Annotated in this window: 13 protein-coding genes; 7 read left to right on the top strand and 6 right to left on the bottom strand. The window is 54.7% G+C overall.

Features of this window, described 5'->3' with window-relative positions:
- From ACOTXT_RS18925 to betT, 6 genes are all read right to left on the bottom strand, one after another.
- Positions 1-2,364: a fimbria/pilus outer membrane usher protein gene (locus ACOTXT_RS18925; protein ID WP_333165829.1), complete on the bottom strand. Its 2,364-nt coding sequence runs from the start codon at positions 2,362-2,364 to the stop codon at positions 1-3.
- 172 nt (positions 2,365-2,536) lie between these two features.
- Positions 2,537-3,217, bottom strand: coding sequence for a fimbrial biogenesis chaperone (locus ACOTXT_RS18920; protein WP_063929721.1), 681 nt, complete (start codon positions 3,215-3,217; stop codon positions 2,537-2,539).
- Positions 3,218-3,274: 57 nt separating this feature from the next.
- Positions 3,275-3,829: a fimbrial protein gene (locus tag ACOTXT_RS18915; RefSeq protein WP_025912686.1), complete on the bottom strand. Its 555-nt coding sequence runs from the start codon at positions 3,827-3,829 to the stop codon at positions 3,275-3,277.
- A gap of 103 nt (positions 3,830-3,932) precedes the next feature.
- Positions 3,933-4,529 (bottom strand): hypothetical protein, encoded by a 597-nt coding sequence (locus ACOTXT_RS18910; protein ID WP_025912685.1) that lies wholly within the window; start codon positions 4,527-4,529, stop codon positions 3,933-3,935.
- A 33-nt stretch (positions 4,530-4,562) separates the two neighbouring features.
- Positions 4,563-4,943, bottom strand: a complete 381-nt coding sequence (locus tag ACOTXT_RS18905; RefSeq protein WP_025912684.1) for a hypothetical protein — start codon at positions 4,941-4,943, stop codon at positions 4,563-4,565.
- Between the two features lie 677 nt (positions 4,944-5,620).
- Complete coding sequence (gene betT, locus ACOTXT_RS18900) at positions 5,621-7,654, bottom strand: choline BCCT transporter BetT (protein WP_333165826.1); 2,034 nt, start codon at positions 7,652-7,654, stop codon at positions 5,621-5,623.
- A gap of 128 nt (positions 7,655-7,782) precedes the next feature.
- On the opposite strand from betT, the gene betI reads away from it, so the two are divergent.
- The 7 genes from betI (at position 7,783) to ACOTXT_RS18865 (ending at position 13,879) form a co-directional block, all read left to right on the top strand.
- The gene (gene betI / locus ACOTXT_RS18895) at positions 7,783-8,370 is read left to right on the top strand and encodes a transcriptional regulator BetI (RefSeq protein WP_008500977.1); all 588 of its coding nucleotides are present in this window, start codon (positions 7,783-7,785) and stop codon (positions 8,368-8,370) included.
- A 13-nt stretch (positions 8,371-8,383) separates the two neighbouring features.
- Positions 8,384-9,856 carry a betaine-aldehyde dehydrogenase gene (gene betB / locus ACOTXT_RS18890; protein ID WP_063929719.1) on the top strand — a complete coding sequence of 491 codons (1,473 nt, stop codon included), beginning with the start codon at positions 8,384-8,386 and terminating at the stop codon, positions 9,854-9,856.
- Between the two features lie 13 nt (positions 9,857-9,869).
- A complete protein-coding gene (gene betA, locus ACOTXT_RS18885; RefSeq protein ID WP_021242628.1) occupies positions 9,870-11,534 on the top strand; it encodes a choline dehydrogenase in 1,665 nt (554 codons plus the stop codon).
- A gap of 143 nt (positions 11,535-11,677) precedes the next feature.
- On the top strand, positions 11,678-12,241 hold the full coding sequence (locus ACOTXT_RS18880; RefSeq protein ID WP_023326865.1) for a fasciclin domain-containing protein: 564 nt from the start codon (positions 11,678-11,680) through the stop codon (positions 12,239-12,241).
- 43 nt (positions 12,242-12,284) lie between these two features.
- Positions 12,285-12,839, top strand: a complete 555-nt coding sequence (locus ACOTXT_RS18875; RefSeq protein ID WP_021242630.1) for an RNA polymerase sigma factor — start codon at positions 12,285-12,287, stop codon at positions 12,837-12,839.
- Positions 12,836-13,483: an anti-sigma factor gene (locus tag ACOTXT_RS18870; protein ID WP_021242631.1), complete on the top strand. Its 648-nt coding sequence runs from the start codon at positions 12,836-12,838 to the stop codon at positions 13,481-13,483. Before ACOTXT_RS18875 ends, ACOTXT_RS18870 begins: the two co-directional genes overlap by 4 nt.
- Positions 13,484-13,756: 273 nt before the next feature.
- A complete protein-coding gene (locus tag ACOTXT_RS18865) occupies positions 13,757-13,879 on the top strand; it encodes a hypothetical protein (RefSeq protein ID WP_421625412.1) in 123 nt (40 codons plus the stop codon).
- Positions 13,880-13,962: the final 83 nt, after the last annotated feature.

The raw sequence follows: 13,962 nt of genomic DNA, 5'->3' as shown, positions 1-13,962 counted from the left end.
TTAACGACACGTCGCAGCGGTACGCTGAATTTTACCCGGTAAGGCGTTCAAGTTTATTTTGGCGCGACAGGTTTTCGCTCCCCACTGTACCGTTATGCTGTCACCGTCGTTCAGGCCGCTCATATAGACCTCTCCGTCGCTCCCAACAATGCTCATCGCATCGCTTCCGTTAAGCTTTACCATGGCCCCAAAGGGCACCGGCGAGTTCTGATACAGCAACGTTATCAGAGCACGGAACCCTGTTCTCGCTTTGAACGTCGCGCGCACCACGGCACCGCGCGTAGGTACGACGTTGACTACGGATTCGTCCACATCCACGTCCGGCCCCAGCGAACCGATGTCTATCGCAATCCGGTTTTCCTGATAAGCGCTGGCATAGGGCACTACCGCATATCCGCGCCAGTCCGTTTTAACGCCAGGGTTATTGCGCACGCTCACGCCTGATGCGCCCTGCGCTTCTAGCAGCACAATGGTATCCCCCAGCGGCTGAGAGAACGTCACGCCATGCTCGTGGCCGACAACCCCCCCCTGCAGACCGAAGTTCAGCTGACTGTTCTGTCGGCTGTAGTTGTAGCCTGCGCTTACGGTACCGTAGCCGCCTTTATAGGTTCCGTTTAAGGAACTTCTCGATTCTCCGCCAGACGACGTATAGCCCTGCTGGACAAGGTAGCTCAGGTTATTATCAGAGAGTGCGGTGCCGCTCAGACCCACCAGGTGCGTCTCAGGACCGTTCTTTTGCATATTCACGCTATAGCTGGCCCAGCTTTGCGGCAGCCATTTGCTCAGCGGCACCTGTAAGTGAAAGGCTACAATCTGGTCCCTACGGTCTTTGCCCGGCGTTTCGCTGTAGGTGTAGCCGAGCGAGTAATTGATATCGCGAATACTGGTGTTAAAGCCGGTGCTGACGTTGCGCTCATAGCCCTGTCTGCCCCAGTAGTCCTGCTGGTATGCCGAAATATAAAAATTTCCCCAGCTTTGCAGCGACTGGCTGAGGTTGAGTTGCAGTCGGCTTCGCTTGTTGTAGCGCTGGCTGCTGAATTCATTCACCTCCTGGAAGGTATAAAAGCCTTCCGTGGAGTAGCGATAGCTTGCGAGCGTCACGGTGGTATCGGTCGTGGCCACCGTTTTTGAATACTGCACCCGATAGGACTGTCCCCGGCTGCGGCGATTTTTCTCCTCAACGAGCTGGCTTTCGGCAAGGGTAACGTCCGCCGATAGTGAGCCTATATCGCCAAAGCTGAGGCCGGAACCAAGCACGCCGGACGCATAGTTACTTGCCCCCAGGACGCCACCGTACAGCGTGAGATTATTGGAGAGGCCATAAGCCAACGTGCCCAGGCCAAATGTGGGCGTATGTGCCCCATGCTTCGTCGTTCGAAACTCGCCTGTGCTCAGCGCATACTTCACGCGGCCTTCCCGCAGCATGACGGGAACCGCGGAGAAAGGTTGCACGAAATGCTGGACGCTGCCGTCAGCTTCGGTGACGACAATATCCAGATCGCCGCTCGCTGACGTAGGATAAAGATCGCGAATGATAAAGCTGCCAGGCGCCACGTAGGTTTGATAAACCGTGTAGCCGTTTTGCTTCACGGTAACCGTGGCGTTGGTGCGGGCGATCCCCCGAATGATGGGGGCGAAGCCGCGCATGCTTTCCGGCAACATGGTGTCATCGGAAAAAATTTGGGCGCCGCGAAACATCACGCTGTCAAACACGTCGCCGGGGGTGCTGGTTTCCCCCACCTGAAACTGCCCTCTCAAAAACTGGACGTCGCGGCTCAGGGTCGTATTCAACGACGAAAACGACTGCTTTCCGTTGTTCTTCGTCACGGTGCTGTAGTTACGCAGGCGCCACGGTCCCGCATTAATACCGCTTTGCAGATTGGTGTAAAGCTGATCCTGCGCCTCACCGTCCCGGCTCCAGCTGCGCGAGCCGTTGATGCTGTAATTTACCAGCAGTGCAGAAATGCCCTGGTTCCAGCGCGACGGATCAACGGTGCCGCGTGCCCGCGCGTTAAGCGCCGATTGAGGGATAGAGATATCCAGTCTCTGCCTGTCAAAATCCAGCCGGGTGGAGGCATCCGGTATAAATGCGCCGGGATCGGTAATTATTGCCTCGGCAGGCAGCATGGATAATTCAGGAAATGCCTTGACCCTGACACCAAGTGATTCCAGCACGCTCCGGTTAAGCTCCGGCGCCAGCCCGACGCCGTTAACAGATACAAAAGAGATATTTTCCGTTCGGATATAATTTTCATTAAGCCATATTTCCACCCTGTAGGTGCCGGGTAACTGTTCTCCCCGCTCGAAGCGGCCCAGATCGATGCCCTGAGAAGTCGAGTGTGTTTTTTCAAGCGCATCGGCCATAAAATAGAGTTCGCCCGCAGCTGCGGGAAAAACGCCCGAAATAAAAAGCGCTATCGTCGAGAGTCGACTTACGCGGTTAGGCCACGAGCCAGAGAAAAAACCATATCGAGAAAAAGGAACAGTATTCACTTTGCTTACCTGCGCGAGTGACATAGCGTATTGTTAATATTTTTTATTTCAGCATCTGGCGCTTTTCTGTCGTTACGCCACCAAAATCATTTATGGCTTTCCAGGCCACCTGCGTTCCACTGCCGGCCACCGTTGCGGAACTAAAGGGTGAAATCATCGGCGGCTGCGCAATCGTTTTATTGCCAATCGTTAATGAATAAAGAGAAACGTAGAACGGCGTTGGGTTATTAATCACCAGGTGTTCACCGCGCGTCTCAAACTTTAATTTCGTCCATGCTTCACCGGATTTTTCAGACGCCAGCGCCGCAGGGCGATAGAAAATTTTCATACGCGTCTTAACGGCAATAAGCAGCCGATTTTCATCTGACCGGGTCATTGAGGGAATAGACTTAACGTTTAGCCAAAAAACAGATTCGCGATTATCAGGCAGTGTTTTTTCACCGGTATAAATGATCCGCAGCGTATTTTCATGGCCTCCGTCTAGGCGGAACAGGGGCGGCGTAACGATAAAAGAAACCTTCTCCTTCGAGTTTTCACCTAACTCAACCCATGACTGAATTAAATAGGGAACGGCATCCCGACTGTTACTCACCGGGAGTGAGGCTTCGCTTTCATTTCCATTATAAATTAAGCGTGTCCCCCCGACGGTTATGCTGGCCTGAACCGGTAGAGAGAGCAGGCAAACGCCTGATAACGCAATCGTTCGAATAAGTTGACTCATCATACGTTCCCAATATTTCAGCAAGAGACAACGGGGCGCACCTTAGGTACGCCCGGGATATTACTGATAGGTAATGGTAAAATCTGACGTCGCGTTTGCCGTACCCGCCACCACGGCAGCCTGCGTTGCCTTATATTTGGCCACGAAGGTCATCTTATTGCTGTTTGCGGCATCTTCGCCTGCGCTGGTGTCAAGGGTGATGCTCTTCGACTGGGTTGCCAGAGGGATCGCGGTAATGCCATCCTCTTCATAAAACGCAACGCCTACACCTTTCGCCGTTTGATCGCTGTTCAGCGCAAGAATACTGGTGTCAGAGCTGTCCGCAGTACCATCAAACTTAATAGATGCAGAGGTAACGGCCGCGGGGCAATTGTTCAACATAATGCTGAAGCGGGTTGCAGCAGCAACAGATCCGGCCGCGCTGAACGAGCTTTTAGGGATTTTCCCAAGGTTAACGGTCTGATTCGCCGTACTGGATTCAATCGTACAGGCCGAATCAAGGATTGTGCCGGTGAAATTAATTTTTCCATCGGCCGCCTGAGCGGCAAAGGTGATTCCACTCACGGCAGCGGCCGTCAGTACATTACGAATTACACGGGTAACTTTAGTTTGCATAGCTTTATCCTTAGGATTGAACATTATCTGCATTGACGTCATGTCAATGCAGGAACAGCGGAATAAGTCCGCTAAACCAGTTAATGTATTATTTATTGCCCAGTCAGGCTGATTTTAGACAAGGATGGTGATAAGCCTGAGTGGATAAAATAACGATGAGCTGTTTCATCTCTGAACTGCTTCCTAATGCAAGTCGCTTTCTTAAATAGTAGTTTTTATTAATGTCATCGCGGTCATTGCAACGATATTTCCCGGTCGACGCATCGTATAGCGTCATCAGAAAGTCCAGATGTTCTGGCGATAACTTTACCGATAACCTGTCGTAAATAACATCGGCTACTTCCCAGGGTTTTTCCGTTGCGGGGAGTTTCGCTGCGCGATCGCAAAGCGCCTTCAACTCTTTGATCGTCGTAACCAGCCAGAAGAGTTTTAAATAGCTATTGCCTGTGTTTTCTTCTGGTGAAATAAAATAGGTTCGTCGCGATAATCCTCTGGCCGCGAGCCGAGAATACAACCACCTTATGTTATCTGTTGTTTCATCAATTGCATCAATCAAAATGCAAGGCTTATCCAGGATCGTTGCACAGACGATAAACTCAAGGCGGTTATCAAAAAAGAATACCGCTTTGTCCGCTGAGGATAAGCCCTGAATGGCCTGCCTCATTGCAAAATTCCGAGTGAACACCAGTAGCGTCGTCAACGTTCATTCCTTTTTTTAATTCACATAACATGATTAAGATGAAGTTTTGACAACATATATGCGCTCTAAGCAAGACCTATCGATTACATAAGCTTTTCCATCAACCCTTGCAAAGGGATACCGCTCAAAGCCGACGGTATTAAACGCATTTTGAATTTTTTTAATCATGGACAGTAGATAAGATCTGGAGCACCGCAACCCATGATCTTCAAAAACATGTACGATGATGTCATTATCGTAGACAATTCCTTCATCCATTCCTGACAATAAATACTCAAACAATCTGGCTTTCGTTGTACCAAATCTTTTGATTCGGCCATTTTTGATATTAATTAGCGTGCGCGTTGTTGGCCTGTATTCCAGATGCTGGAAAATGGTGTATCCATACAGAAGTTCGTCAGAGACAAAAGGCACAACCACTCCTTAGGGGCTTATCGTTCTCATTTCTTTGACATCTCCTCCTCCGCACTGGGTAATCAGTGTTCGCCTGATTTGTAGAAGATGGTATTTGAATGAAGAAAATGTGACAATGAGACAGATTTATCAAGATAAAAAATCACAACTTCGACTCTATTAGAAATATTCAACCACTAACTTAACATTATTAAGTATAAAAACCCTTTTGATAAAAAAATGTATAAAGCCAACACTAATTTTTAACGAAATTATTACACAAGCATATTCATCCATTATAATTAACAAAACAGAACAAAAAACCAAACAATAAATAATCAATAAGTCAAATCAATAAGTTAGTAGAGTAAAGAAAAGGAATTAAACCTTTTCTTAATAGGGTTAATTTAAGATTATTCATGACAAAACTTTGAGTTTTAGTAAAACGCCCAATACAAAACATGAATTTTCTTTACAAAACTCTAACAGCCTCTCGTGTGAATAATAAAAAAAACTATTAAAAATCAATTACATCATGAGAAATCACACTCAGATCAATTTTTTTTGATGAAAATTAACATTATTCCGGCACATTCCTTCTTCCCTTCCCGTGATGAGTTCTGCCAGCAAACTCAAGAGATAAAAAAGGCAAGTGCCGATAGACACTTGCCTTATATTGCGCGTTTGTAAAAAGTAACTTACGTATCCGGGAACATCACGCTATTCCCCGGCGCTTCCCTGTGCAGATGGATAAAGTTCAGGTGCCGTTCATACTGGTCCAGAATATCCGTAATCACCTGCTCCTTGCTGTAGTCCATCAAATCATTCCCCTGGCTTCCTTCAAGCAGGAAGGTCTCCAGCCGGTAGTAGGTCGATTTCCCGCTGCGCGCCCGGTAGGTAAAGCCGGGGACCGAGTACTGCTGCGGCCAGATCTGGTAGACAAAGTTCTGCTCGTCGCCCATGTGCACCAGCAGATCCAGGTGCCCCAGGGTTTCACCCTCCTCCGGCGGCAGGTTTTTCAGCTCCACGTAGGCGCCACGCAGCTTCAGCTCCTGCGCCACCTCTTCCATTGCCGGGAAGCAGACCGTCTCCATCATCTGTTTGGTGTAGCGCGTGCCCGGGTAGTTCATCAGGCGCGACAGGCGTTTCTTCCAGCTCAGCCTGTCCTGAGCGCCCATTGGCCGCGGCGCGGTGTCGCGGCTGGCGCTGACGCGGCGGTAGTCTTCCACCTTGAGCGATTTATACAGCCCGGCCATCACGAAGAAGATCACAAAGCTGAACGGCAGCCCCATGATCACCGTGGTGTTCTGTAGCGCCGAGATGCCGTTGGTCATCAGCATGCCGAGCGTCAGCAGGCCAATGGCGACGGACCAGAAGATGCGCAGCCAGTTCGGCGCATCGCTGTTGATGTCCTTGAGCTTCGAAGTGAAGTTGCCCAGCACCAGCGCGCCGGAATCCGCCGAGGTGACGTAGAACAGCAGGCCGGTAATGGTCGCCACGGAGGCGCTAAAGGTGAACGCCGGGTACCGCGCCAGCAGGCTGTAGAAGCCGCGCTCCGGGTGCGCCATCGCTTCCTGTGCAAAGGTCGCGTTGCCGTGGATAATCTCATGCAGCGCGCTGTTGCCGAACACCGACAGCCACAGCAGGGTAAAGGTGAACGGGATAATCAGCGTGCCCATCACAAACTGGCGGATGGTGCGCCCGCGCGAAATACGCGCCAGGAACAGGCCGACAAACGGCGACCATGCGACCCACCACGCCCAGAAGAACAGGGTCCAGCTGTTCATCCACTCCACCGGACGGTCAAAGGCGAAGCTGTTCAGCGTCATGCCCATAAAGCGGTTTACGTAGTCGCCCACGTTCAGCACCAAGGCATTGAGCAGGAACGAGGTGTCGCCCATAAACAGCACGAACAGGATGAGGCCCAGCGCCAGCGCCACGTTCAGTTCGGAGAGCACGCGGATGCCTTTATCGACGCCCGACGTCACCGAAATGGTGGCAATAATGACGGAGAGCGCAATCAGCGCCGCTTTCGCCGCCATCGAATCCGGAATATCAAACAGCACGCTCAGTCCGTAGTTGAGCTGCACCACGCCAATCCCGAGCGTGGTCGCAATACCGAAGATGGTGCCGATCACCGCCGCGATATCGACGCTGTGGCCAATCGGGCCGTTAACCTTTTTACCGAAAATCGGGTACAGCGCGGAGCGAATGGTGAGGGGCAAATTATAACGATAGCTAAAGTATCCCAGCGCCATGCCCATCAGGGCGTACATTGACCAGCCGGTCAGGCCGTAGTGGAACAGCGTCCAGACCATCGCCTGGCGCGCAGCCTCCATCGTCTGCCCTGCCCCTTCCGGCGGCTGCATATACTGCGTGACCGGTTCCGCCACGGAGAAGAACATCAGGTCAATGCCGATGCCCGCGGCAAACAGCATCGCGGCCCAGCTCAGCAGGCTGAATTCGGGCTTGGACTGCTCTGGCCCGAGCTTCACGGAGCCGAAGCGCGAGCAGGCAATGCAGACCACAAAGACGATGTAGAGCGTCGCCGCCAGCAGGTAGTACCAGCCGAAGGTCTTCGATACCCAGTTCAGGGTGCGCCCAATCCACTCGGCAGAAAAATCGCGAAAGAAGATCGTTGTCAGGGAAAACAACAAAATCAGCCCGGCGGACGTATAAAAAACGACCGGGTTGATTTTGTCTTTTTCTCTGTCCTGTGAAAGGTCTGTCATCCAGTATCCTCACTGTTTTTGTAACTATTAAAATCCAAATCCGCAACAATTAAGACACATTTTATATTGAACGTCCAATCAAAAACCGCTTTAATGGTTAACCAACGCTGATGAATGGAGTGGCAATAATGCCCAAAGTGGGGATGCAGCCGATCCGGCGCAGGCAGCTTATCGACGCCACGCTGGAAGCAATAAATGAAGTGGGAATGCATGACGCGACGATCGCGCAGATCGCCCGTCGGGCAGGCGTTTCCACGGGGATCATCAGTCACTATTTCAAAGACAAAAATGGTCTGCTGGAAGCGACCATGCGCGACATCACCGGCCAGCTGCGCGATGCGGTATTAAGCCGCCTGCACGCCCTGCCGAACGGCAGCGCGGAGCAGCGGCTGCAGGCGATTGTCGGCGGTAACTTTGATGAGACCCAGGTGAGCAGCGCGGCGATGAAGGCCTGGCTGGCCTTCTGGGCAAGCAGCATGCATCAGCCCATGCTCTACCGCCTGCAGCAGGTGAGCAGCCGCCGCCTGCTGTCGAACCTGGTGTACGAGTTCCGCCGCGAGCTTCCGCGCGAGCAGGCCCAGGAGGCGGGCTACGGGCTGGCGGCGCTGATCGACGGGCTGTGGCTGCGCGCCGCGCTGAGCGGCAAGCCGCTGGATAAGACCCTGGCGCAGTCGCTCACCAGCCACTTTATCAGCCAGCATTTACCGACCGACTAACCGAGGAGAATTTATGTCCCGAATGGCAGAACAGCAGCTTTATATCAATGGTGGTTATACATCGACCACCAGCGGTCGCACCTTCGAGACCATCAACCCGGCCAACGGTGAAGTCCTGGCGACCGTTCAGGCCGCCGGGCGCGAAGACGTCGATCGCGCCGTTGAAAGCGCAACGCGCGGGCAAAAAGTCTGGGCGGCGATGACCGCCATGGAGCGCTCCCGCGTTCTGCGTCGCGCCGTCGACATCCTGCGCGAGCGCAACGACGATCTGGCAAAGCTGGAAACCCTCGACACCGGTAAAGCGTATTCCGAAACCTCAACCGTGGATATCGTCACCGGTGCGGACGTGCTGGAGTACTACGCGGGGCTGATCCCGGCGCTGGAAGGCAGCCAGATCCCGCTGCGCGAGACCTCATTCGTCTATACCCGCCGCGAGCCGCTGGGCGTGGTGGCGGGCATCGGCGCATGGAACTACCCGATCCAGATCGCCCTGTGGAAATCGGCCCCGGCGCTGGCGGCGGGCAACGCAATGATCTTCAAGCCGAGCGAAGTGACGCCGCTTACCGCCCTGAAGCTTGCCGAAATCTATACCGAAGCGGGTCTGCCGGATGGCGTGTTTAACGTCCTGCCGGGCGTGGGTGCGGAGACCGGCCAGTACCTGACCGAGCATCCGGGCATCGCCAAAGTCTCCTTTACCGGCGGCGTCGCCAGCGGCAAAAAGGTGATGGCGAACGCCGCGGCCTCCTCCCTGAAAGAGGTGACGATGGAGCTGGGCGGCAAATCGCCGCTGATTATTTTTGACGATGCGGATCTGGATCTCGCGGCAGACATCGCCATGATGGCCAACTTCTTCAGCTCCGGCCAGGTGTGCACCAACGGCACCCGCGTGTTTGTTCCGGCTAAGTTCAAAGCCGCGTTTGAGCAGAAAATCACTGAACGCGTGGGCCGCATCCGCGCGGGCGATCTGTTCGATGGAGCTACCAACTTTGGCCCGATGGTCAGCTTCCCGCACCGCGACAGCGTGATGCGCTACATCGCCAAAGGCAAAGAGGAAGGCGCGCGCGTGCTGTGCGGCGGCGACGTGCTGAAGGGCGAAGGCTTCGATAACGGCGCGTGGGTGGCCCCAACCGTGTTCACCGACTGCACAGACGAGATGACCATCGTGCGCGAAGAGATCTTCGGCCCGGTGATGTCCATCCTCACCTATGAGTCCATTGAGGAAGCGATTCGCCGCGCCAACGACACCGACTACGGGCTGGCGGCAGGCATCGTCACGACCGACCTGAACCGCGCCCACGGCGCCATTCATCAGCTCGAAGCGGGCATCTGCTGGATCAACACCTGGGGTGAATCCGCCGCAGAGATGCCGGTCGGCGGCTACAAGCACTCCGGCATTGGCCGCGAGAACGGCGTGATGACGCTGCAGAGCTACACCCAGGTGAAGTCCATCCAGGTTGAGATGGGTAAATTCCAGTCCATATTTTAACCGGGAGGTTTATTTGCAATTTGACTACATCATTATCGGGGCCGGCTCTGCCGGCAACGTGCTGGCTACACGACTGACTGAAGATCCGAACACCACCGTCCTGCTGCTTGAAGCAGGCGGACCGGATTACCGATTTGACTTCCGCACCCAGATGCCCGCCGCGCTGGCGTTCCCGCTGCAGGGCAAGCGCTACAACTGGGCGTACGAAACCGAGCCAGAACCCTTCATGAACAAGCGCCGCATGGAGTGCGGACGCGGCAAAGGGCTGGGCGGCTCGTCATTGATCAACGGCATGTGCTACATCCGCGGTAACGCGATGGACCTCGACCACTGGGCGAAAGAGCCGGGCCTGGAGCACTGGAGCTACCTCAACTGCCTGCCCTATTACCGCAAGGCAGAGACGCGCGACGTGGGGCCGAACGACTACCACGGCGGCGACGGTCCGGTGAGCGTTACCACCTCGAAACCGGGCGTGAACCCGCTGTTTGAGGCGATGGTGGAGGCGGGCGTGCAGGCGGGCTATCCGCGCACCGACGATCTCAACGGCTATCAGCAGGAGGGCTTCGGCCCGATGGACCGCACGGTCACGCCGCAGGGCCGACGCGCCAGCACCGCGCGCGGCTATCTGGATCAGGCGAAACCGCGTCCGAACCTGACCATCCGCACCCACGCCATGACCGATCGCATCCTCTTTGAGGGCAAGCGCGCGGTGGGCGTCGAGTGGCTGGAGGGTGAAAGCACCATCCCCTCCAAAGCGACGGCAAAAAAAGAAGTGCTGCTGAGCGCCGGGGCGATTGCCTCCCCGCAGATCCTCCAGCGCTCCGGCGTGGGCAACGCTGACCTGCTGAAGCAGTTTGATATCCCGCTGGTGCACGATCTGCCCGGCGTGGGGGAAAACCTGCAGGATCACCTGGAGATGTACCTCCAGTACGAATGTAAAGAGCCGGTCTCCCTCTACCCTGCCCTGCAGTGGTGGAACCAGCCGAAGATTGGCGCGGAGTGGCTGTTTGGCGGCACCGGCATAGGTGCGAGCAACCACTTCGAAGCGGGCGGGTTTATCCGCAGCCGCGAGGAGTTTGAGTGGCCAAACATTCAGTACCACTTCCTGCCGGTGGCGATTAACTACAACGGCTCGAACGCGGTGAAAGAACATGGCTTCCAGTGCCACGTCGGCTCCATGCGCTCGCCGAGCCGTGGACACGTGCGCATCCAGTCGCGCGATCCGCACCAGCATCCGGCGATCCTGTTCAACTATATGTCCCACGAGCAGGACTGGCAGGAGTTTCGCGACGCGATCCGCATCACCCGCGAGATCATGCACCAGCCCGCGCTGGACAAGTACCGCGGCCGTGAAATCAGTCCGGGTATTGACTGCCAGACCGACGAGCAGCTGGACGAATTCGTGCGCAACCACGCGGAAACGGCGTTCCACCCGTGCGGCACCTGCAAGATGGGTTACGACGAGATGGCGGTGGTCGACGGCGAAGGCCGCGTTCACGGGCTGGAAGGGCTGCGCGTGGTGGATGCGTCGATTATGCCGCAGATCATCACCGGCAACCTGAACGCCACCACCATTATGATTGGCGAGAAGATTGCCGATGCCATTCGCGGTCGCGAGCCGCTGGCGAAGAGCACGGCGGCGTATTATGTGGCGAACGGGGCACCGGTGAGACGCTAAGTCATTTGCCCTCTCCCCACCGGGGAGAGGGAATTCACTTCCCCGCCACAAATTTATTTTCATTTCCCTGCATCCAGTTTCCCCCCGCCCCTCGTATATGAGTATGTGAGCAACGCCTTTGCTCCTTAATCCGAGGATAAATGATGAAAAAGCTACTCAGTGTTGCATTCGTATCCAGCGCGATACTCTTCTGTGCAGGCGCATCAGCAGCCATGACGTCAGACACCGTGATGGTGGGCGGAGCGGCGATGTTCCCGAGCAAAAATATTGTTGAAAACGCCGTGAACTCGAAAGATCACACTACGCTGGTGGCCGCCGTCAAAGCGGCCGGGCTGGTGGATACGCTCCAGAGCAAAGGGCCCTTCACCGTGTTTGCCCCAACCAATGCGGCGTTTGCGAAATTGCCTGCCGGCACGGTCGAGAACCTGGTCAAACCCGAAAACAAAGCCACGCTCACCAGCATTCTGACCTATCACGTGGTCGCCGGTAATTACGATATGAAAGCGCTGGAGCAGAAAATTAAACAGGGCGGCGGCCACGCGGAGCTGAAGACCGTTAACGGTCAACCGCTGTGGATCATGAGTAACGGCCCGCACAATATTCAGCTTAAGGACGGTAAAGGTAACGTGGCGAACATCAGCACCTATGACGTCCATCAGAAAAATGGCGTGATCGATGTGATTGATACCGTCCTGATGCCTAAGTAGTTGTCTATACTTCGGAAGTGTGACGTTGCCTTCCGGAAAAAACATGGATAACGCGCTGGCTGAACAGCAGTTGAAATTAATGCAGGCGGTCGCAAACGGCGATCGCCGCGCATTTGAACAGCTTTACCGACTCACATCGCCTCACCTGTTTGCCGTTGCGCTGCGCATGCTGCGCGACCGCGCCTGGGCAGAAGAGATCCTTCACGACTGTTTTATCACCGTCTGGAGTAAAGCCGAAACCTACAACGCTGCACTGAGCTCCCCGATGACCTGGCTTACGCACATTGTGCGCAACCGCTGTATTGACTGGCTGCGCAGCGGGCAAACCCGGGCTGCAGCCCGTGAAGAGGCGTATTCGGAAGATATTCTGCTGAGCGAAAGCGATGAGCAGAATAACTGGCACGACGATGCGCAGGCAGAGCGGCTCAGGCATTGTCTCGAACATTTGAGCAGCGAGCAGCGCCAGAGCATTACGCTCGCCTACTATCAGGGAATGTCTCACAGCGACATTGCCGACTGGCTCCAGCAGCCTGTAGGCTCGGTGAAAAGCTGGATACGTCGGGCAATGGATCATCTTCGGGAGTGCGTGGGGCTATGAATGACGCAGAAAAACGCGACGACATGCTGGCTGCGGAATATGCCCTCGGCACCCTGCGCGGAGGGGCGCGGCTTCAGTTCCAGAAAAGGGTCCTCCGTGAACCCGCTCTGGCCGCCCGCCTGGCGTACTGGCAGAAAATGTTCAGCACGCTGGATAGTCATCTTGTGCCCGTCCCTCCACCCGAGACGGTGTGGAAAAGAATCGCCCTCGATCTGCCGCCCAAAAAGCCTTTACGCAAAAGTCGTCCTTATGTCGGCTGGATGGCTGCGGCCTCCCTCGCCGCCCTGACGGTCGTTGCCTGGTATGCCACCCGTACACCGGAACTCGTTCCGCTGATGGTCCTCAACGATGCCCAACAGCACGGGGAATGGGTCGTCAGCGCGGATGCCAGCCGCCAGCACTTGAGCATTGCCCCTCTTCGGCCGACGGCCGTCGCGGCGCAACACAGCCTCCAGCTTTGGCTGATCCCAGGCGGGCAGGCGCCGGTCTCCATGGGGCTGCTGCATAACGACATACCGACACGCGTCACCCTCAGGAACGCAACGCTCCCTGCTGACGCCACGATAGCCATAAGCCTCGAACCAGCGGGCGGATCGCCCACTGGGCTCCCCACAGGCCCGGTGCTTTACAGTGGCAAATTGTAATTCTCAGGCCCTGTTCGCAGGGCCGCTATCGTGCCCCCATTTCATTTATATACTTTTCTCGGTTACCTATAAGAATTAAATATTAAGCCTGTAATTAATGTAATTATTAAAAAACGACATTGACAGACTCTTGCGTACTCCATTAAGTTTTAAAAGAACATCATTTTATTCCCGATACACAATATATCAAAAACCGCATTAATGAATTTGTCATTATTCATTAATGCTTCTCTGCCTTTTATTTTTTGCATCACTCAATAGCGAGATAAGATCATGAATAATAGTGCAAACAAGGTTGTTGTCATTACCGGTGCCAGCAGCGGTATTGGTCAGGCGATTGCCCTCCATTTAGGGAAGGTGCGAATAAGTCCGAGATGTGAGATCATCGTGTTGTAACCTGAACCCAGAATGAGTAACCGGATGAGCCAGCAACTGACTTTTGCCGACAGTGAGTTTTCCAGTAAACGCCGCCAGACCCG

The sequence above is a fragment of the Enterobacter cloacae complex sp. IR5422 genome (genome assembly GCF_049238165.1).
Taxonomy (GTDB): Bacteria; Pseudomonadota; Gammaproteobacteria; order Enterobacterales; family Enterobacteriaceae; genus Enterobacter; species Enterobacter roggenkampii.
This window is presented reverse-complemented; position numbering and strand designations above follow the sequence as displayed.